Origin of the sequence: Microbacterium sp. NPDC056736, assembly GCF_042790415.1 — a bacterium.
Lineage (GTDB): Bacteria > Actinomycetota > Actinomycetes > Actinomycetales > Microbacteriaceae > Microbacterium.
This window is the reverse complement of sequence record NZ_JBHTZE010000001.1, coordinates 138,727-158,138: the sequence shown is the minus strand read 5'-3', so window position 1 is coordinate 158,138 and position 19,412 is coordinate 138,727. Positions and strand designations below refer to the sequence as shown.

At 71.7% G+C, this 19,412-nt stretch carries 17 protein-coding genes; 12 read left to right on the top strand and 5 right to left on the bottom strand.

Translation table 11 applies throughout. The features are described 5' to 3' along the window. The first annotated feature begins 5 nt into the window (after nt 1–5). Together ACFRAL_RS00710 and ACFRAL_RS00705 are read left to right on the top strand one after the other, a co-directional pair. Entirely contained in the window at nt 6–875 is an 870-nt protein-coding gene (locus tag ACFRAL_RS00710; RefSeq protein ID WP_378878719.1) for a ThuA domain-containing protein, read from the top strand. A gap of 4 nt (nt 876–879) precedes the next feature. Beyond that, nucleotides 880–1,872 carry a Gfo/Idh/MocA family protein gene (locus ACFRAL_RS00705; protein WP_378878717.1) on the top strand — a complete coding sequence of 331 codons (993 nt, stop codon included), beginning with the start codon at nt 880–882 and terminating at the stop codon, nt 1,870–1,872. Between the two features lie 7 nt (nt 1,873–1,879). Here ACFRAL_RS00705 and ACFRAL_RS00700 read toward each other — a convergent pair whose 3' ends face one another. The 3 genes from ACFRAL_RS00700 to ACFRAL_RS00690 form a co-directional block, all read right to left on the bottom strand. Continuing rightward, complete coding sequence (locus ACFRAL_RS00700; RefSeq protein WP_378880198.1) at nt 1,880–3,019, bottom strand: ROK family transcriptional regulator; 1,140 nt, start codon at nt 3,017–3,019, stop codon at nt 1,880–1,882. 136 nt (nt 3,020–3,155) lie between these two features. Beyond that, nucleotides 3,156–4,220, bottom strand: a complete 1,065-nt coding sequence (locus tag ACFRAL_RS00695; protein ID WP_336394320.1) for an ABC transporter permease — start codon at nt 4,218–4,220, stop codon at nt 3,156–3,158. Then, nucleotides 4,217–5,692, bottom strand: a complete 1,476-nt coding sequence (locus ACFRAL_RS00690; protein ID WP_378880195.1) for a sugar ABC transporter ATP-binding protein — start codon at nt 5,690–5,692, stop codon at nt 4,217–4,219. The genes ACFRAL_RS00695 and ACFRAL_RS00690 overlap by 4 nt, the downstream gene beginning before the upstream one ends. Before the next feature lie 302 nt (nt 5,693–5,994). Here ACFRAL_RS00690 and ACFRAL_RS00685 point away from each other — a divergent pair, with 302 nt between their 5' ends. Together ACFRAL_RS00685 and ACFRAL_RS00680 are read left to right on the top strand one after the other, a co-directional pair. Next, nucleotides 5,995–7,041 carry a substrate-binding domain-containing protein gene (locus ACFRAL_RS00685; protein WP_378878714.1) on the top strand — a complete coding sequence of 349 codons (1,047 nt, stop codon included), beginning with the start codon at nt 5,995–5,997 and terminating at the stop codon, nt 7,039–7,041. A gap of 111 nt (nt 7,042–7,152) precedes the next feature. Then, entirely contained in the window at nt 7,153–8,298 is a 1,146-nt protein-coding gene (locus ACFRAL_RS00680) for a Gfo/Idh/MocA family protein (protein WP_378880192.1), read from the top strand. A 16-nt stretch (nt 8,299–8,314) separates the two neighbouring features. On the opposite strand, the gene ACFRAL_RS00675 is transcribed toward ACFRAL_RS00680, so the two are convergent. After that, a complete protein-coding gene (locus ACFRAL_RS00675) occupies nt 8,315–9,772 on the bottom strand; it encodes a hypothetical protein (protein WP_378878712.1) in 1,458 nt (485 codons plus the stop codon). Nucleotides 9,773–9,872: 100 nt separating this feature from the next. Next, on the bottom strand, nt 9,873–11,150 hold the full coding sequence (locus ACFRAL_RS00670) for an ROK family protein (protein WP_378878710.1): 1,278 nt from the start codon (nt 11,148–11,150) through the stop codon (nt 9,873–9,875). A 104-nt stretch (nt 11,151–11,254) separates the two neighbouring features. Between ACFRAL_RS00670 and ACFRAL_RS00665 the strand changes: the two genes are divergently transcribed. From ACFRAL_RS00665 to ACFRAL_RS00630, 8 genes are all read left to right on the top strand, one after another. Further along, on the top strand, nt 11,255–12,286 hold the full coding sequence (locus tag ACFRAL_RS00665; protein WP_378878708.1) for a Gfo/Idh/MocA family protein: 1,032 nt from the start codon (nt 11,255–11,257) through the stop codon (nt 12,284–12,286). Next, complete coding sequence (locus tag ACFRAL_RS00660) at nt 12,283–13,065, top strand: hypothetical protein (RefSeq protein WP_378878706.1); 783 nt, start codon at nt 12,283–12,285, stop codon at nt 13,063–13,065. Before ACFRAL_RS00665 ends, ACFRAL_RS00660 begins: the two co-directional genes overlap by 4 nt. A gap of 105 nt (nt 13,066–13,170) precedes the next feature. Beyond that, entirely contained in the window at nt 13,171–14,190 is a 1,020-nt protein-coding gene (locus ACFRAL_RS00655) for a VOC family protein (RefSeq protein WP_378878704.1), read from the top strand. A gap of 74 nt (nt 14,191–14,264) precedes the next feature. Next, a complete protein-coding gene (locus ACFRAL_RS00650) occupies nt 14,265–15,248 on the top strand; it encodes a fumarylacetoacetate hydrolase family protein (protein WP_378878702.1) in 984 nt (327 codons plus the stop codon). Beyond that, nucleotides 15,245–16,243: a cyclase family protein gene (locus ACFRAL_RS00645; RefSeq protein WP_378878700.1), complete on the top strand. Its 999-nt coding sequence runs from the start codon at nt 15,245–15,247 to the stop codon at nt 16,241–16,243. Before ACFRAL_RS00650 ends, ACFRAL_RS00645 begins: the two co-directional genes overlap by 4 nt. Nucleotides 16,244–16,282: 39 nt before the next feature. Continuing rightward, complete coding sequence (locus ACFRAL_RS00640; protein WP_378878698.1) at nt 16,283–17,419, top strand: FAD-dependent monooxygenase; 1,137 nt, start codon at nt 16,283–16,285, stop codon at nt 17,417–17,419. Next, on the top strand, nt 17,416–18,420 hold the full coding sequence (locus ACFRAL_RS00635; protein WP_378878696.1) for an amidohydrolase family protein: 1,005 nt from the start codon (nt 17,416–17,418) through the stop codon (nt 18,418–18,420). Before ACFRAL_RS00640 ends, ACFRAL_RS00635 begins: the two co-directional genes overlap by 4 nt. Then, complete coding sequence (locus ACFRAL_RS00630; RefSeq protein WP_378878694.1) at nt 18,417–19,382, top strand: fumarylacetoacetate hydrolase family protein; 966 nt, start codon at nt 18,417–18,419, stop codon at nt 19,380–19,382. Before ACFRAL_RS00635 ends, ACFRAL_RS00630 begins: the two co-directional genes overlap by 4 nt. The last annotated feature ends 30 nt before the right edge of the window (nt 19,383–19,412 follow it).

Sequence of the window (19,412 nt, the reverse complement as noted above, 5' to 3'; positions counted from 1 at the left end):
CCCCGATGTCCGACGTGCTGAACCTGCTCATCCTCTCGGGTCACATGACCCGCGAGCACGACAACGAGTTCCGCAGCTTCCGGCTGCACAACCAGTGGCTCACGACGCTGCTGGAGGACACCGGCCGCTTCCGGGTGCGCGTCGTGGAGGACCCGCGCGGCCTGGGCGCGGAGGTGATCGACAAGTACGACGTCGTCATCGTCGTGTTCGAGGGGCGCGACGGCTACTTCGACAAGGCGGTCGGATTCGGATCGGAGACGGATGCCGCGCTCCTGAAGTTCGTCCACGACGACGGCAAGGGCATCGTCTGGTTCCACGGCTCGGCCGCTCAGGAGGACGACTGGGGCTACCCCGCCGAATACGACGTCATGCGCGGCTCACGGCTCACCGTCGCGGGCGGCCTGCGACCGCGGCCGTGGGGCGAGGCGCAGCTCGACACCGTCGAGCCGCGGCATCCGATCACCGAGGGCATCAGCGCCCGCTGGACCGTGACCGGCGACGACATCCTCACCGGCGTCGAGATCCTCGACGGCGCCCGGGTGCTGCTGACGACCTACGACGACCTCGAGTCGTACGAGAAGGCGCCGATGTGGCCGATGTCGCACTATCCCGTCGCGATCCCCGAGGCGGGGCTCGCGGCGCTGCCCGGCATGAACACCCACCAGCCGATCGCCTGGATCAACGAGTACGGCGCGGGGCGCTCCTTCACGATCACGATCGGCCACGACATCGACACGTTCCGCCGGATCGAGTTCATCCGCATGTTCCCGCGGGGCGTCGAATGGGCCGCGACCGGCGAGGTCACGCTCGAGGGACCCGACCGTCGCGGAGATCGCCGGTTCCTGCCCTGGCCGTACTACAACCACGAGGGATGAGATCATGTCGTCGGAGCTGCGGATCGGCATCCTGGGTGCCGGTGGGATCGCGGAGCGGGCGATGGTGGAACCCGGCCGCGATGTGGGGGGTGTTCGCGTCGTCGCGATCGGCGCGCGAGACCCGGAGCGCGCCCGAGCCTTCGCCGAGCGGTGCGATCTGCCGAAGCACGGCGACTACGAGACGATCCTCGGCGATCCCGACATCGACCTCGTCTACCTCGCGCTCCCGCCGATCACGCACGCCCAGTGGGCGACCCGTGCGCTGCAGGCGGGGAAGCACGTGCTCTGCGAGAAGCCGCTGTCGGTGAACGGCACGACGGCATCGGCCATCGCCGACGCCGCGACCGCGACGGGCCGGCGTGCCTTCGTCGGCTTCCACTACCGACTGCACGGCTTCACACGGCGTCTTCTCGAGGTGATCGCGTCCGGTGTCCTCGGCGACATCGAGCGCGTGGACGTCGACTTCAGCATCCCGCACTTCGTCGTGAAGCCGGGCAACATCCGCCTCGACGGCGACCTCGGCGGCGGGGCGGTCATGGACGTCGGATGCTATGCGGTCGACCTCATCCGCGCTGCCTGGGGCGAGCCCGTCGTCGAGTCAGCCCTGGCGGTGCTCTACGACGACGACCCGCGGATCGATCTGCAGACCGACGCCCTCCTGGGGCTTCCGTCAGGTGCCCCCGCGCGCGTGCGGGCGTCTTTCATCGGCGACGACCGGGGCGCGATGTCGCTGCGGCTCGAGGGATCGGAGGCTCGCCTGGAGGCCACGAGCGTCATCGTGCCGCAGTGGGGAGCGGCGCTGCGGGTCACCGCCGGCGACGAGCTGCTTCTGGAGGAGAAGGCCGCCGAGGGTGAGAACAGCTACGCGCGCCAACTCGAGCATCTTGCCGCAGTGCTCCAAGACGGCTCTCCCAGCATCCTCGACGCCGAGCGAGGTGTCGGCACGATGCGCGTCGTCGACGACATCTACCGCGCCGCCGGTCTCGAACCCCGCTGACGCCGCGTCAGCCGGCGAGCGAGTGGAAGGCCTCGGGCGAGAGCGCGTGCTCGATCGCCAGCATCCCGGCACCGATGACGGCCGCGTTCTCGGCGGCCGCGGACGGCACGATGGCGAGGTGCTCGGTCGCCAGCGGCATGGACCGCGTGTACACGACCTCGCGCACGCCGGCGATCAGGTGCTCCCCGACGCGTGACATCGAGCCGCCGATCGCGATGACCGACGGGTTCATGAGGCTGACGCACGCCGTCAGCACCTCGCCGATGTCGCGTCCGGCCTGGCGCACCGCCTGGATCGCATCAAGGTTGCCCCGCTGCACCAGCGCCACGACGTCGTCGCCGCTCTCGGCGGGCACGCCCTGGGCGCGGAGGGCGCGGGCGATGGCGGGCCCCGACGCGATGGCCTCGAGGCATCCCTGATTCCCGCAGTGGCACGGCACCGACGACCCCCGCGCGACGCGCACGTGGCCGATGTCGCCGGCGACGCCCTGCGCGCCCCGCTGGAGCTCGCCGCCCGAGATGACGCCTGCGCCGATGCCCGTGGCGACCTTGACGAACATGAGGTGAGCCGTGGCCGGCCACGCCGTCGCCCGTTCGCCGAGCGCCATGATGTTCACGTCGTTGTCGACGAGCACCGGCACCTGCAGGTGCTGCTGGACCCAGCCGGGCACGTCGAACCGATTCCAGCCCGGCATGATCGGCGGGTTGACCGGCTGACCGGTCGAGTGCTCGACCGGGCCGGGCACGCCGATGCCGATCGCGACGAGCGAGCGGATGTCGCGCCCCGCCTCCTCGAGGAGCCCGGCGGCGGCGTCCACCACCCACGTGAGCACGGGCTCGGGCCCCTCGGCGACCGCCCGGGACTCCGTGCGGGTCGCCAGGATCGCGCCCGTGAGGTCCATCACCGCGACGGTGGTGTGCGACGCGCCGATGTCGGCGGCGAGCACGACGCGGGCGCTGGGGTTGAGCGCGAACTGCGAGGGCGGCCGGCCACCGGTGGACGCGGCATCCGCCACCGGCATGATGAGCCCCATCCGCATGAGCTCCTCGACCCGCGCCGCGATCGTCGACCGGGCCAGGCCGGTGGATTTCGCGAGCTGCGCGCGGGTGCGGGGCACACCGTCGCGCAGCAGCTGGAACAGCTCCATCGCGCCGGTGCCCGCCGCAGCCGATTCTGGAGAGAGAGTGACCACGACGGAAGTCAATCAGGACGCGGACCACGCCGCCGTCGGGCGGCCGCGCCGGGGATCGACGGATGCCGCGCCCCCGCGACGGCCGGAGCCCTCACGTCGCGCGCCCGGTGGGCCGGGCGAAACGCTGCTGCAGGAGCACCGCCACCACGATGATGATGCCCTTCACGACGGCCTGCACCGACGAGTTCAGGTTGTTCTGCACGAACACGTTGCTGAGCGTGGCGAAGATGAGCACGCCGAACACGGTTCCGGTGATGGTGCCGCGGCCGCCGATGAGGAGTGTGCCGCCGACGACCACGGAGGCGATCGCGTCGAGCTCGAGGAGCGTGCCGTGCGTCGACGTGCCGGCCGTGGTGCGGCCGAGGTACATGATCGCGGCGATCCCGGCGCACAGCCCCGAGATCGAGTACAGCCACATGGTGTGGCGCTTGACGTTGATGCCGGCCAGGCGCGCCGCCTCGCGGTTGCCGCCGATGGCGACCGTCCGACGGCCGAACGTCGTGCGGTTGAGCACCACCCAGCCGATCGCCGCGACGATCGCGAAGATCCAGATGAGGATGTCGACGCCGATGATGTCGAGGTTCATGAACTCGATGAAGTCGCGATTGCCGACCTGGAGGGTGCGGCGCTCGGCGAGGATCTCGGCGAGGCCGCGTGCGCCGACGAGCATCGCCAGGGTCGCCATGAAGGCGACCACCTTGCCGTATGCGATGACGATGCCGTTGATGAGGCCGGCGCCGAAGCCGACGAGCAGCGCGAGCAGGATCATGACGAACCAGTGGAGCTGGTCGGCGAGATCCTGGACCGCGGCGAGCGTCGCGACGACGGAGGCGAGCCCGATCAGCGACCCGACCGACAGGTCGATGCCGCCCGCGATGATGACCAGCGTCATGCCGATGCTGACCACGCCGATGATCGACGCCTGACGGAGGATCGTGAGGACGTTGCTGACGCTGGTGAAGGTGTCGGGGGCGGTGACGGCGCCGACGATGATCAGCACCACCAGCGCGGCGACGAGGCCGAGGTTGCGGCCGACGGAGCCCGACATGACGCGCTGGAGGCCCGACCTGCCGGAGGGTCCGGGGGCGCCGGCGGGGGGCGGCGCCTCGCCGGCAGTGGGGACGCCTGCCGTCCCCTGGGTGGTCTGCTCGCTCACGCGGCGGTTCCTTTCATGACGAGGTCGAGCACGCCGTGCTCGTCGATCTGGGAGGCGGGAAGGGTCTTCAGCACGCGGCCGTCGGCGACGACGAGGACGGTGTCGGCGAGGCCGAGCACCTCCTCGATCTCGCTCGAGACGATCACGATCGCGTTGCCGGCGGCGGCGAGCCGGCGGATCAGGGCGTAGATCTCGGCGCGTGCGCCCACGTCGACGCCGCGCGTCGGCTCGTCCAGCAGCAGCACGCGGGTGCCGTGGACGAGCCAGCGGGCGAGGAGGATCTTCTGCTGATTGCCGCCGGACAGCGTCATCGCGGGGCGGTCGGGATCGGCAGGGCGCAGCTCGAGCGCATCGATCTGCTCGCGCGCGATCTTCCGCTCGGACCGCTCGTCGAGGAAGCCCGCCTTGGCGAAGCGCGACATCGACGACAGGGTCACGTTGACGAAGATCGGCTCGTCGAGCACGAGCCCCTGGCTCTTGCGCTCCTCGGGGGACAGCCCGATCCCCGCGCGCACCGCGTGGACCACCGAGCCGCGGCGGAGGGGCTTCCCCCCGACCTTCACCGAGCCGGCGGTCGCCTTGCGCGCGCCGTACACGGTCTCGAGGATCTCGGAGCGCCCCGATCCCACGAGCCCGGCGAGCCCGACGATCTCGCCGGCGCGCACCGAGAACGAGACGTCGGCGAAGAGCCCGCCCAGCGCCAGATCCTCGACCTCGAGCACGAGCGGCGCGTCGGCGGGGATCGGCGCGGCGGGCGGGAAGACGTTCTCGACCTCGCGGCCCGTCATGAGCCGGATGAGCTCGGAGGTCGGGGTGTCTGCGACGGGGATGCCGCTGGCCATCGAGCGGCCGTCCTTGAGCACCGTGATGCGGTCGCCGATCTGGCGGATCTCCTCGAGGCGGTGGGTGATGTACACCACCGCGATGCCGGCCGCCGTGAGCTCCCGGACGACGTGGAAGAGGTTCTTCACCTCCTCGGTGTCGAGCACCGCGGAGGGCTCGTCCATGATGATGAGCTTGATGTCGTGCGAGAGCGCTCGCGCCATGCTCACGATCTGCTTGTTCGCCGCGCTGAGCATGCCGACCTCGGTGTGCGGCGACAGCTTGTCATGGCCGAGCCGGCGCAGGAGCTCCCGCGTCTGCCTGGCCGCCTCGGATCGCTTGGTGAAGCCGCCGCGCGACAGCTCGTGGCCGAGGAAGATGTTCTCGGCGATCGTCAGGCCGTCGACGACGTCGAGCTCCTGGTACATCGTCGCGATGCCGAGTTCGATCGCCGCTTCGGGGTCGGGGATGACGACCTGCTCGCCGAGCCACGTGATGACGCCCTCGTCGGGGCGGTGCACCCCGGCGAGCGTCTTGATGAGCGTCGACTTGCCCGCACCGTTCTGACCGAGGACGCAGTGCACCTCGCCGGGACGCACGTCCAGGTCGACTCCTCGGAGCGCCTTGACTCCGGCGAACGACTTCGTCACGCCCCGGACGACGAGTAACGCCGATTCATGGTCGTCTTTGATCACGGCATGAACATAACATGCGCGCTTCCGCGCGTCGATGCTCGCGAATGGCGGCGCTTCTCGACTCCCCGCGCGTCCCTTCCGCTCTCGAGAACGGAAGTTTCGGGAAAACGCTTTTGCCGCAACTAATGCAAAAGCTGTCGGATCGGCAGTGCGCCTGCTACCGTGATGCCGTCAGCGTGGACGGCCGGCCCGTGCGCCGTTTGCTCCGAGCTCGCCCCGTGCGCTGCCGCCCTGCATCACATTTCAAGGAGGAAAGAATGCGCTCACACCTGAAGGTGCGCACACGGCTGCTGCTGACCGGAACCGCCGTCGTCGCCGCCGTCGGCCTGCTCGCCGGCTGCACCGGCACCGGAGCCGACGAGGACGACGTCGTCGACCAGGGCACGTCGTCGGAGGAGAACGCCGAGTCCGGCGACACGGTCGTCATCGGCTTCTCCGGGCCCGCCGCCGACCACGGCTGGCTCGGCGCCATCAACTCCGGCGCCCAGGCGGCCGCCGACAGCTTCGACGACGTCGAGCTCCGCGTCGCCGAGGGCACCAACGACCCGATCGCGCAGATCGCGGCCGTCGAGACCTTCGTCAACGACGGGGTCGACGCGATCGTGCTGCTGCCGACCGACGGCGCGGCTCTCACCGAGGCGGCCATCGCGGCGATGGAGGCAGGCATCCCGGTCATCAACGTCGACCGCGAGTTCTCGAGCCCCTTCGCCGCGCGCACCACGATCCTCGGCGACAACTACGGCATGGGCGTCAGCGCCGGCACGTACATCTGCGAACAGCTCGGCGACAACCCCGACGCGATCGTCGCCGAGATCGCCGGCATCGACTCGCTGCCGCTGACGCAGGACCGGTCCGACGGCTTCGCCGACGCGCTCGGCGACTGCGGTCTCGAGGTCTCGGCCCGAGTGGCCGCGGACTTCACGGTCGCCGGCGGCGAGGCGGCGGCATCCCAGCTGCTCTCGGCCAACCCGCAGATCGACGCCATCTGGAACCACGACGACGACCAGGGGATCGGCGTGCTCGCCGCGATCGAGTCGGCCGGCCGCGACGAGTTCTTCATGATGGGCGGGGCGGGCAGCCGCAGCGCCATGGAGGCGATCGAGGCCGACGACACGGTGCTCAAGGCCACGGTCATCTACCCGTCGACGCAGGCGGCCGACGGCGTCGCGCTCGCGCGCCTCATCGCGCAGAGCAAGACCATGGGCGACCTCATCACGCCGAGCATCCCCAACCGGGTCGTGCTCGACGCGCCCGTCGTCACGAAGGACAACGTCGACCAGTTCATCGACCTGTCGTTCGAATGATCCATCCTCGCGGGCGCCCGTCTTCGACGCGGGCGCCCGCGACCTGCTCCCGAGGGGGAACTCGCGTTGACCACCGACCACACCGCCGCCACCCGTCCGCTGCGCGTCGCCATGATCGGCTACGGCTTCATGGGCGCCGCGCACTCGCAAGGCTGGCGCGTCGCGCCGCGCTTCTTCGACCTGCCCCTGGCACCGTCGATGGACGTCGTCGTCGGGCGTGACGCCACCGCCGTGGCGGCCGCGGCCGACAAGTGGGGGTGGCGCGAGAGCGCGACCGACTGGCGCGAGGTCATCAGCCGTGACGACATCGACCTGGTCGACATCGTCACGCCCGGCGACACGCACGCCGAGATCGCGATCGCCGCCCTGGACGCCGGCAAGCACGTGCTCTGCGAGAAGCCGCTGGCCAACACCGTCGCCGAGGCGGAGGCCATGACCGAGGCCGCCGCCCGCGCCGCGGCCCGCGGCGTCCGCTCGATGGTCGGCTTCACCTACCGCCGGGTGCCGGCGGCGACGTTCGCGCGCGACCTCGTCGCGGCCGGCCGCATCGGCGAGGTCCGCCAGGTGCGCGCCGAGTACCTGCAGGACTGGCTGATGGACGCCGAGGCGCCGCTGACGTGGCGCATGCAGAAGGATCGCGCGGGCTCCGGCGCGCTGGGCGACATCGGCGCCCACGCGGTCGACCTGACCGAGTACATCACCGGGCAGCGCGTCGAGACGGTCTCGGGCATCCTCGAGACGATCGTGACCGAGCGGCCCCTGCTCGGCGAGGGCGTCGGGCTCTCCGGGACGGCCCGGCAGGAGCGCGGGGCGGTGACCGTCGACGACCTCGCGCTGTTCACCGGCCGCCTCTCGTCCGGCGCGCTGGCCTCGTTCGAGGCGACGCGCTTCCGCACCGGGCGCAAGAACGCGCTGCGCATCGAGGTCGCCGGGTCTCTCGGCGCGATCTCGTTCGACCTCGAGAGCATGAACGAGCTCGGCTTCTACGACGCGACGCTTCCCGCGACGGAGCAGGGCTTCCGCCGGATCCTCGTCACCGAGCACGACCACCCCTATCTGGCGCCGTGGTGGCCGACCGGGCACATGCTGGGCTACGAGCACGGCTTCAGCCACCAGGTCGTCGACCTCGTGGCGGCGATCGCCGCCGGCACGCAGCCCGAGCCCTCGTTCGAGGCCGGGCTCCACATCCAGCGCGTCCTCGATGCGGTCGAGCGCAGCTCGAACGACGGCAGCGCCTGGACGCCGACCGGCAGCTGAGCCGGACCGGTCCCCGTCAGACGGCGGGGACGGATGCCTCGGCCAGCGCGCGCCGGGCGAGGTCCAGGTGCGCGCGGGTCATCGTCGTGGAGTCCTCGTCGAGCCACTCGTGCCCGCCCCACTCGCTGGTCAGCGACCCGGAGAAGCCCGTGCGGCGCAGCGCGCCGCCGATGTCGGCGATCGGGCGCGACACGCGGCCGTCGGTGTCGTCGAGGTCCCAGAACTTCAGGTGCACGCCGGCGGTGAGCGGAAGGAGCGCCTCGAGGTCGGAGACCTCGGAACGGCCGAAGCGCACCAGCAGGTTCATGAAGAGGGTGTGCACGACGGGCGGCACGCGTCCGCCGCGCAACGCGGCGAGCACGGCCTCGTGCGTCTCGGGCGCCCGCCACTCGCGCTCCAGCCGGACCACGAGCTCCTCCTCGACCCCGCCGCGGCGGAGCTCGTCCACGTAGGTGGGCGGCAGTGACGGCATCAGCATGCTGATGTCGATGAGCACGCGGACGCGCGGATCGGCGAGCTCCTCGAGGAGCTCCAGGTTCGCCAGGGTCCCGGGTTCGTCCAGGGTCTGCCGGCCTTGGATCTCCTCGAACAGCACGATGTCGAGCTCCTCCAGCACGGGCTGGACGAGGCGCAGCAGCTCGGGTCCCGCCTGCCCGAACGGCACGCGAACACCGCGCGCACCGAGCCGGGCCGCGGCACGCAGCTGCGGCTCGAGGAATCCCCGTCGCTCGGCCTCGCTGCGGCGGCGGGCGGGCAGCGCCCAGTCGTCCAGGCTCGCCCCGACGATCGTCACCGCCCCTCCGGCGGTGGTGAGCCGCTCGCGCAGGCGGTCGACCTCGGCATCGGAGGGCTGCGGGAAGGTGCGCCACACCTGTCCGGCCTCGATCTCCAGGGTCGGGCTGACGCCGTCGGTCACGACCGCGACGGCGACGTCCTCGGCCGTGCGCTCGGCGCGGATGACCTCCGGCGTCCAGTTGAACGCGCTCGCCGACAGCGTCCACCCGGCCGGCAGCGGGGTCGGCCGAGCGGGTGTCGGCGGTGCGGCAGCCGTCGTGGACGGTGACCCGGCATCGTCGGCCACGGCGTCGACGACGGATGCCGCGACCCCCGCGTCGAGCACGCGCTCCGCCCGGAACGGCAGCGTGAGAGGGCCCGAAGGACCGGCCTGAAGGTACGGGACGGCGAGGACGAACGAGAGGGCGACGGCGTGGGCACCGGGCGACGGCACGCGGTCGCCCCGCAGTTCCAGGCGGTCCTGGATGAACCACCAGCCGACTTCGCGGGACAGCTCGGGGAGTGGGACGCTCCGCCCGTCGACCACGGCGTCGACGACGACCGGCTCGCCGTCGATCGACACCTGGAGGTCGGTGACCGCGGCGAGCGGCATCGAGCGGATCCACGGCAGGCTCACCCGGAGGGCGAAGCCGGTGTCCGTCGCGATCAGCGCGTCCTCCAGCAGCATCGGCAACGTCATCGGGCCCGCTTCCTCGTCCGGCACCGGCAGACCCGGCTTGAGGTAGAAACCTACACCCTTACGTAGGTTTCTGGAAGAAGTAAGCTCCGGAGGTCGCGAGTCAGGCCACGGCCTCCAGCGCGCCCGCGATCGCCGCGATCGTGGGGCGGCCGATGCCGAACCACCGCGGGAAGGTGACGTCGAAGAGCTGCTCGCGCACCATCTCGAAGCCGCCGCGGAGCGGCTCGCGCACGTCGTTGACGGATTGCGCGATCGTCAGGTCGCGCGTCGCGAGGGGCAGGGACAGTTCGTAGACCCGCTGCCGCACCTCCGCCAGGAGCAGTTCGCCCGCTCCTGCGACCGCACCGCCGACGACGATGACCGAGGGATTGAACATGTTGACGAGGGCCGCGATCGACTCGCCGACCACCCGCGCGCAGCGCTGGATGAGCCGGATGGCCAGCGCGTCGCCGTCCTCCGCGGCGATCGAGATCCGCTCGGGTGTCAGCTCCGCGCCCTCGCGCACCGCGGAGGCGAGCGCGCCCGTCGCACCGGCCTCGATCTCGGCGGCGGCGTCGCGCACGAGCGCCCAGCCGCCGGCGACCGCTTCGAGGCAGCCGACCTTGCCGCACCGGCACGCCAGATCGGAGTCGTGCACCCGCACGTGGCCGATGTCGCCCGCGGCGCCGTTCGCGCCGCGGTGGATGCGGCCGTGCGAGAGCAGGCCGGCGCCGATGCCCGTGCCGATCTTGCAGTAGATGAGGTCGAGGGTCTCGTCGCCGCGCCTGGCCCGCTCGCCGAAGGTGAGCAGGTTGACGTCGTTGTCGACCCAGACCGGCGCGTCGTAGCGCTGCTCGAAGCGCCGGCGCACGTCGAAGCCGTTCCAGCCAGGCATGATCGGGGGCGCCACCGGTCGCCCGGACTCGAAGTCCACCGGGCCGGGCACGCCGACGGCGATTCCCCACACCGGGAGATCGCCGGTCCGCGAGAGCACCTCGTCGATCATGCTGAGCGCCTTGTCGAGGGTCTCGGCGGGTCCGCGGGCGATGTCCCACGCGGAGTGCGCCTGCTCGATGACGTCGCCGTCCAGGTGGGCCACGCCGACGTGGATGTGCAGCGCGCCGAGGGCGCACACGACGATGCGGCCGGCGTCCCCGCGGAACCGCAGGGTGCGAGGAGCGCGGCCGCCGGACGAGGGGCCGAAGTCGCCGTCGGCGAGGTAGCCCATCTCGATCGCGTGGTCGACCCGCTGCGTCACGACGCCGCGCCCGAGGCCCGTGACGCGGCCGATCTCGGGACGGGTCGCCGCCTCGCCCGTGCGAACCATGTTGACGATCCGCAGCAGGCTCGTCATCTCGTCAGTCTGCGCGCCGAAACGCAAGGTGGACTCCCTGGCCATGGTCGATTCTTGCATAACGGCATGCGGTTGAACCCGATTTTCGACCATCTATAGTCAAACGGCTCCGAACTTAGGTAAAGTTCACGCAAAAGTAGGAGGCGACGATGACCCATCGCGTCGGTGTGATCGGGGCCGGCCCCGGCGTCGCCGCACTGCACCTGCCGACGCTGGCGCGCCTGAGTGATCTGTTCGCGGTGACGCACGTCGCCGACGCCGGGAGCGGCCGTGCCGCCGCGCTCGCCGCCCGCACGGGCGCCCGCGCGTCGGCCGGCGCCGAGCAGCTGCTGGCCGACCCGGACATCGACGTGGTCGCGATCTGCAGTCCGCCCGACGAGCACGCCGGTCACATCCTCGCGGCGGTCGCCGCCGGCAAGCGGGCCATCCTGTGCGAGAAGCCCGTGGCCACCAATGTCGCCGACGCCGAGAAGGCCGTCGACGCCTGCCGCGAGGCGGGGGTCGCGCTGGTCGTCGGGACCAACCACTACTACGACCCGGCCTGGGGACGCGCGCGCCACCACCTCTCGGCCTCGGGCGGCCCCGTCGTCTCGATCTCGGTGACCCTCGCCCTCCCGCCGAACGGTCGCTACCACGACGTGGTGACCGAGGTGGCGGCCCCGTTCGCGGCGCGCCCGGCGCCCGATCTCTCACGCCCGGAGGTCGCCGCCGGCGTCGTCCGGGCGCTGGTCACGGGGCTCGCCATCCACGACCTCCCTCTTGTCCGCGATCTCGCACCACGGTTCGAGCGCGTCGCCTTCGCGCGCGCCCTCGCGCCGATCGGATTCGCCGTGGGCTTCGTCGCGAGCGGCATCCCGGTCCAGTTCACGACCGTCATGCTGCCCGGCGGTGCCGACGCGCTGTGGCGGGTCACCGCCACCACGACCCGCGACCGGCTGGACGTGACGTTCCCGCCCGCCTTCGTGCACGCGGGCAGCGCCGGCGTCCGCGTACTCACCGCGGACGGCCGCGACACGACGTACGACCGCGATCCGGGCGACGGCTACCTCGCCGAATGGCGCGCGCTCGCGGAGCTCATCGACAGCGGCATGCCCGTGGAGTACGACGAGCTCCTCGACGACGTGCGCTACGCCTCGACGCTCGCCGACCAGGCCGCCGCCCTCGCGGGGGTGCCGGCGTGACCGTCGCGGTGTCCACGACGCTGCAGCCCTATCGCGTCGCCGCGGCGGAGCTGCCGCAGAGCGTCCGCCTCGCCGGCGACCCGTCCGGCGCGGTGGTCGCGATCGGCGGGGAGCGATGGACGGATGCCGCCGAGCGCGCGATCCGCGCCGGCGCTGCCGCCGTCGTGGTGAGGCGCCCGGGGGCGGCGCCCCTCGACGACCTCGCGCGGCTCGCTGAGCTCGCGATCCCGATCGTGCTCGATCGCCCGCTGCTCCGGGCCGATGCCGTCGTGGCCGCCCGCGCGGCGCTGGACGGCGCCGGTCCGTTCGCGACGGCGACCGTGGAGTGCCACGCACCGTCCCGCGCGCTGCGCGACGCGCTCCGTGACGCGGTGGGCTGGACGCGGGTCCTGCTCGGCGCCGACCCCCGGGTGTCGTCCTCGAGCTTCGACGGCTCGGCGTCGGGCGGCCGCGGGCTCGCCCTGCTCGAGGCGCCCGGCGGCGTCCCGGCGTCCGTCATCGCAGCCGCGACGCCCGGCGCCCCTCCGTTCGGACGCGTGCGCGCCATGCGCCTCGGTGAGACGCTCGTCGAGTTCGACGGCGACGAGCACCAGCAGCGGATCGAGGTCGCCGATGCCGCCGGCCGACGCGTCCTCCCGCGGCTGTTCGAGTCGCCCGAGCGGGTGGCGCTGCGCCGCGCCGTCGCGGCGGTCCTGGCCGGCCAGGCGACGCGCGACGTGGCGGAGTTCGCGCACGACGACGGGCTGGCGGCGGTGCTCGGCGACGCCGTGACTGCATAAACGGCGTCGATCCGAGGGATAGCCGATATGGCATTCCCGGATATGCCCGACTCCGACGAAAGTGGGATGCGGGATCACCCGCCAGCTCTTCCGAAAGGGTCGATGATGATCAAGCTCCTGTCCCACCTCTCCTATGTGGAGATCACGTCGCCGGATGTCGAGGCATCTGTCGACTTCTACGTCAACCAGGTCGGCCTGACCGTCGTCGACCGCGTCGACGGCGCCGTCTACCTCCGCTGCTGGGGCGACTACTACGCCTACAGCGTGGTCGTCGTGCCGGGCGACGAGCCCTCGCTCGTGACCGCCGCGTGGCGCACCTCCAGCGAGGAGGCGCTCGAGGAGGCCGCCAAGCGCGTCGAGGCCGCCGGTGTCCAGGGCGAGTGGGTCGACGTGCACAAGATCGGCCGCGCCTACCGCTTCACCGGCCCGTGGGGCCACACCCTCACGCTGCACTGGGACGTCACCCGCCACCACGACACCGAGGGCGACGCCGCGTCGATCTACCCCGACCGCCCGTCGCGTCGCAGCAAGGTCGCGGGCGCCCCGCGTCAGCTCGACCACGTCACGATCGCCACGAGCGACGTGGACGGCTTCGTCCAGTGGTACGTCGACGTGCTCGGCTTCCGCTTCATGGCGCGCACGGTGCTCGACGAGGCGCCCATCTCGGTCTTCTCGGTCCTCACCACGAACGAGAAGTCGCACGACCTCGGCGTCGTCCTCGACGGCTCCAGCCGCGCCGGCCGCGTGAACCACTACGCCTTCTGGGTCGACACGCGCGAGGAGCTGCTCATCGCGGCGGACGTCCTCGGCGAGAACGGCTACCCCATCGAGTACGGCCCGTCGATCCACGGCATCGGCGAGCAGAACTTCCTCTACTACCGCGAGCCGTCGTCGCTGCGCATCGAGCTCAACACCGGCGGGTACCGCAACTACGTGCCGGACTGGGAGGCGAACACCTGGAAGCCGTCCCAGGGGTCGAACAACTTCTACCGCAACAGCGTCATGCCGATGTCGATGACGGAGTCCTTCCCGCCCGCCGACGGACCGTCGGCGACCGAGGAGGGCGTGCCGGACGAGATCAAGGCGGCGCTCTTCAACCCCTACGCCAAGCACGGCCAGGGCTGACAGGCTCGGGGGTGGGGGTGCCGACGGCGCCCCCGCCCTCGCACCACGTTCCGAACCACGGACATGGAGACACGATGACGACGACGTCGACAGCAGGACTCACCGCCCCCTTCGCCCTCGCGCGCTACCGCGACGGCGATTCCGTGCGTCTGGGCCTCGTCGCCGGCGACCGCATCCGCGCGGTCTCGGCCGACGAGCTCGGCGCCGCCGACCTCAACGCCTTCCTCGCACAGCCCGACTGGGACCGCCTGCGCCTGCTCGCCGACGCGGAGAGCGAGGGATGGATGCCGCTGACAGACGTCGTGCTCACGGCTCCGGTCGAGCCGCGGCAGGTGCTGCAGGCGGGCGCCAACTACCGCACGCACGTCGTGCAGCTGATCATGGCCGGTCTCACCAAGGGTGGCGACGCGCGGCTGTCGCCGGACGAGGTGCGGGCCAAGGCGGAGAGCATCATGGACGCCCGTGCCGCGAGCGGGCGCCCTTTCATCTTCCTGGGACTGCCCCAGTGCGTCGTCGGCGACGACGTGCCGCTCGTGCTGCCGGACTACAGCGAGACCCATGACTGGGAGCTCGAGCTGGCCGTCGTGATCGGCCGCGAGGCCTTCCGCGTCGACCCCGAGCACGCACTGGACCATGTCGCCGGCTACACCATCGTCAACGACATCACGACCCGTGATCGCGTCTTCCCGCCCGATGTGGGCGACATCGGCGCCGACTGGTACCGCTCCAAGAACGCTCCGGGTTTCCTCCCCGCCGGGCCCTTCCTCGTGCCGTCGACCTTCGTCGACCCGAGCGACCTGTCGGTGAAGCTGGAGCTCAACGGCGATGTGATGCAGGATGCCACGACCGCCGAGCTGGTCTTCGATGTCAAGACGCTCGTCGCGGCGGCATCCCAGACCCTTCCGCTCCTGCCGGGCGACCTCCTGCTCACGGGAAGCCCCGCAGGCAACGGCCAGCACTGGAAGCGGTTCCTGCGGGACGGCGACGTCATGACGGGCTCCATCGCGGGCCTCGGCACGCAGGTGGTCCGCTGCCTCGCAGAGGGGCCGGCGGCATGACCGGTCCGAGCGAGAACCCCGCAGACCTCGACCGGCAGGACCCCGAGGGCGAGATCGCCGCGCGCGCCGAGGCGTTCCGCAACTGGGGCCGCTGGGGCCAGGACGACGTGCTGGGCACCCTGAACTTCATCGACGAGGCCAAGCGGACAGAGGCCGCCGCGCTCGTGCGCAGCGGCGAGGCGATCTCGCTGGCCCAGGCGTTCGACACCAACGGCCCGCAGAAGGGCTGGCGCCGGCGCACCAACCCGGTGCACACCATGACGGACACCGGCACGGACGCCGAGCGTGGCAACCAGGGATTCCCGCACGGCATCGGCGGCGCGGACGACGTCATCGCGATGCCGCTGCAGTGCTCGACGCAGTGGGACGGGCTCGGGCACATCTTCGACCACGGCAACGCGTGGAACGGCCGGCGGGCGGGCGACGTCGTCACCAGCGACGGCGACCTCGTCACGGGCATCGAGCACGCGGCATCCGTCATCGTGTCCCGTGGCGTGCTGCTCGACGTCGGCCGCCACCTCTCGCCCGCGACCGGCGAGCTCGCCGACGGGTACGCCATCACCGTCGCCGACCTCGAGGCGACCATCGCGGCGCAGGGGGAGTCGAGCCGGGTCGGCCGCGGGGACATCGTGCTCGTGCGCACCGGCCAGTACGCGCGCACACGCCGCGACGGGTGGGGCGACTACGCCGGCGGACCGGCGCCCGGCCTCTCGCTCACCACGGCCGGGTGGCTGCACCGCAGCGAGATCGCGGCGATCGCCACCGACACCTGGGGGTTCGAGGTGCGCCCGAACGAGTTCGACGCACCCGCCTTCCAGCCGCTGCACCAGGTGGTGATCCCCAACATGGGGCTGACCATCGGAGAGATGTGGAACCTCGACGCCCTCGCCGACGCCTGCGCGCGCGGCGGGCGCTACGACTTCCTGCTCTCGGCGGCGCCGCTGCCCATCACCGGGGCCGTCGGATCTCCGATCAACCCGATCGCCATCCTCTAGCCACTTCATCCGCACCATCCAGAACAGGGAGGTTCTGACATGACCGCAGTCCGCAAGGTCGCCATCGCCGGAAGCGGCGTCGCGGGACTCGCCGCCGCCATCCAGCTCGCGAAGGCCGGCGTCGACGTCGACGTCTTCGAGGCCAAGCCCGAGCTCACCGCGCTCGGCTCGGGCATCTCGCTGCAGGGCAACGCGCTGCGGGTGTTCGACGCCCTCGGCGCGTGGGACGACATCAACGCCGCCGGCTTCGCCTTCGAGGGGCTCAACCTGCGCGCCCCCGGTCCCGGCGCCCCGGTCGTCGCGGCGCTGCCGGACCTCAAGACCGGCGGACCCGACTACCCGTCGAGCATGGGGATACCGCGGGCAGACCTGGCGCGGATCCTGTCCGAGCACGCGCAGAGGGCCGGCGCACGCCTGCACTTCGGTGCGGACATCAGCGGTCTCGACGCGCGCGCCGACGGCACCGTCGAGGTGTTCGTCGCCGGCGAGTCCGTCGGAGAGTTCGATCTGCTCATCGGTGCAGACGGACTCAACTCGAAGGTGCGCGGACTCATCGGCATCGAGACCAAGCCCGAGCCGACGGGCATGGGCATCTGGCGGGCCTTCGTCTCGCGTCCGGCGGAGGTGGAGAGCACGGAGCTCTACTACGGCGGACCGATGTACATCGCCGGCTACACGCCCACGGGCGACGACAGCATGTACGCGTTCCTGGTCGAGAAGGCCCAGGACCGCTTCGGCCTGTCCGACGAGGAGGCCAGCCGCATCATGCTCGAGGAGTCCCGCGCCTACGACGGGCCCTGGAACGCGATCCGCGCCGACCTCGAGAACGGTGCGCACGCGAACTACACCTGGTTCACCCAGCACATCGTCGAGGAGCCGTGGAACCGCGGCCGCGTCGTCATCATCGGCGACGCCGCGCACTCGTGCCCCCCGACGATCGCGCAGGGCGCCGCCCAGGGCTTGGAGGACGCGCTCGTCCTGACCGAGCTGCTGGTGCAGCGCGACGCCGTCGACCAGCAGCTGTGGGACGAGTTCCACGCGCGACGCCTGCCGCGGGCGAAGGCCGTGGTCGAGGCATCCGTGCAACTCGGCCAATGGCAGCTCGACGGCGTCCGCGACGCCGACGCCGGTGGTCTCATGTTCGGCATCGCACAGATGACGGCGCAGCCGGCATGACCACCGACGTCCACGCGCACCTCCTCCTGCCCGCCCTGCACGACGAGGTGGTGCGCCGTGCGCCCGAGCTCGTCGCCGAGGCGGCGGAGCTGGAGCGGCGCCGCAACGGCGTCGAGAGCCTCCAGGCGTCCGGCGCCATGGTCGGGGCACGCATCCCGAAGCTCACCGACGTCGGCGCCCGGCTCGCGGCGATGGACGCGCAGGGCGTCGACCGGCAGTGGGTGAGCGTCTCGCCCAACCACTTCTATCCGTGGGCGCCCGAGGGCCTCGCGGTGTGGGTGGCGGGGGAGACCAACCGGCTCATCGCCGAGCACGTCTCCCGTGCGCCCGACCGCCTCACCGGATTGGGCGTGGTGCCGCTGCAGCACCCGGAGCGGATCGTGGAGTACCTCGACGACGCTGTGCTCGGCCGGGGCCTCGCGGGCGTGGAGATCTCGTCGTTCGCCGGCGACGTCGAGCTGTCGGACGAGCGTCTCGAGCCGTTCTGGGCGCGCGCTGCCGAGCTCGGCTGCGTCGTGTTCCTGCACCCGTTCGGCTGCAGCCTCGACGAGCGCCTGGACCGGTTCTACCTGTCCAACACCGTGGGGCAGCCGACCGAGAACGCGGTCGCGCTGTCGCACCTCATCTTCGCGGGGGTGCTGGATCGTCACCCTGACCTGAAGATCGTGGCCGCCCACGGCGGGGGATACCTTCCGTTCGCGATCGGTCGCTCCGACCGCGCGTGGCACGTCCGCCCCGAGGCGCGCCGCTGCGCGCACGCGCCCTCGAGCTACCTCAAGAAGCTGTGGTTCGACACCGTCGTGCACGACCCGGTCGCGCTGCGGCACCTGGTCGAGGTGGCGGGCGGCTCGCGGGTGCTGCTGGGCAGCGACTTCCCGTTCGACATGGGCCTGGACGACCCGGTGTCGTTCGTGCGCGGCGCGGATCTGCCGCCGGAGCTGACCGAGCGCATCCTCTCGAGCAACGCCGAGGCGCTCCTCCAGACGCGGGTGCGCGCATGAGGATCGCGCGCTGGGAGTCCGGCGGCGCCGTCGGCGAGGGGTTCGTGGTCGGCGACCGCGTCATGCCGTTCCACGACGGCGAGACCGTCGCGGGGATCCTGGCGGGAGGGCTGGATGCTGCGCGCGCCGCGTTCGCGCGGATCGACCGGTCCGGCGGCACAGCGCTGGCCGACGTGCGCCTGCTGGCGCCGCTGGTCCCGGCATCCGTCCGCGACTTCGTGGCGTTCGAGGAGCACGTCGAGGGCGTGAGCGCCGGCGTGGAGGGCAAGAGCTTCGTCGCGCCGGAGTGGTACGAGGCTCCGACGTTCTACTTCACCAACCCGCACACGATCCTCGGCCCCGGCGACACGCTCCGGCCGCCCGTCACCGAGCGGCTCGACTTCGAGCTGGAGCTCGCCGTCGTCGTGGGGGGAGAGCCCGGTGCGAACCTCGACCCGGAGGCCGCGGCATCCCGCATCTTCGGCTACACGATCATGAACGACTGGTCGGCGCGCGACCTGCAGGGCCGTGAGATGAAGGTGCGGCTCGGGCCGGCCAAGGGCAAGGACTTCGGCACGAGCCTCGGCCCGTGGATCGTCACGGCCGACGAGCTGGAGCCGTTCCTCGACGCCGACGGGTTCCTCGCGGTGCGCGCCGAGGTGCGCGTCAACGGCGAGCTGATCGGCGAGGACCTCGTCTCGAACATGGGCTGGCCCTTCCCCGAGCTGGTCGCCTACGCGTCGCGCAACTCCCGCGTCGTGGCGGGCGACGTGCTCGGCAGCGGCACGGTCGGCAACGGCGGATGCCTCGGCGAGCTGTGGGGCCGCAACGGCGGCCTCGTCCCCCCGCCGCTGGGCGAGGGCGACGAGGTGCGCATGACGGTGGAGGGGATCGGCGAGCTCGTCGGTCTCGTGGGAGAGTCCGTCCCCGCCCCCCAGCCGACTGTGGCGCGCCCGCGCCCGCGTGTGCGGCACCGCGGCTGACAAGGCGTGCACTTATGTTGATTTCTTGCT

What these genes read in the sequence shown, in the direction of transcription:
- ACFRAL_RS00710 (WP_378878719.1), top strand. Translation starts at nt 6, where the DNA reads ATGTCCGACGTGCTGAACCTGCTCATCCTCTCGGGTCACATGACCCGC.
- ACFRAL_RS00705 (WP_378878717.1), top strand. Translation starts at nt 880, where the DNA reads ATGTCGTCGGAGCTGCGGATCGGCATCCTGGGTGCCGGTGGGATCGCG.
- ACFRAL_RS00700 (WP_378880198.1), bottom strand. Translation starts at nt 3,019, where the DNA reads ATGGAGCTGTTCCAGCTGCTGCGCGACGGTGTGCCCCGCACCCGCGCG.
- ACFRAL_RS00685 (WP_378878714.1), top strand. Translation starts at nt 5,995, where the DNA reads ATGCGCTCACACCTGAAGGTGCGCACACGGCTGCTGCTGACCGGAACC.
- ACFRAL_RS00680 (WP_378880192.1), top strand. Translation starts at nt 7,153, where the DNA reads ATGATCGGCTACGGCTTCATGGGCGCCGCGCACTCGCAAGGCTGGCGC.
- ACFRAL_RS00675 (WP_378878712.1), bottom strand. Translation starts at nt 9,772, where the DNA reads ATGACGTTGCCGATGCTGCTGGAGGACGCGCTGATCGCGACGGACACC.
- ACFRAL_RS00670 (WP_378878710.1), bottom strand. Translation starts at nt 11,150, where the DNA reads ATGGCCAGGGAGTCCACCTTGCGTTTCGGCGCGCAGACTGACGAGATG.
- ACFRAL_RS00665 (WP_378878708.1), top strand. Translation starts at nt 11,255, where the DNA reads ATGACCCATCGCGTCGGTGTGATCGGGGCCGGCCCCGGCGTCGCCGCA.
- ACFRAL_RS00655 (WP_378878704.1), top strand. Translation starts at nt 13,171, where the DNA reads ATGATCAAGCTCCTGTCCCACCTCTCCTATGTGGAGATCACGTCGCCG.
- ACFRAL_RS00650 (WP_378878702.1), top strand. Translation starts at nt 14,265, where the DNA reads ATGACGACGACGTCGACAGCAGGACTCACCGCCCCCTTCGCCCTCGCG.
- ACFRAL_RS00645 (WP_378878700.1), top strand. Translation starts at nt 15,245, where the DNA reads ATGACCGGTCCGAGCGAGAACCCCGCAGACCTCGACCGGCAGGACCCC.
- ACFRAL_RS00640 (WP_378878698.1), top strand. Translation starts at nt 16,283, where the DNA reads ATGACCGCAGTCCGCAAGGTCGCCATCGCCGGAAGCGGCGTCGCGGGA.
- ACFRAL_RS00635 (WP_378878696.1), top strand. Translation starts at nt 17,416, where the DNA reads ATGACCACCGACGTCCACGCGCACCTCCTCCTGCCCGCCCTGCACGAC.
- ACFRAL_RS00630 (WP_378878694.1), top strand. Translation starts at nt 18,417, where the DNA reads ATGAGGATCGCGCGCTGGGAGTCCGGCGGCGCCGTCGGCGAGGGGTTC.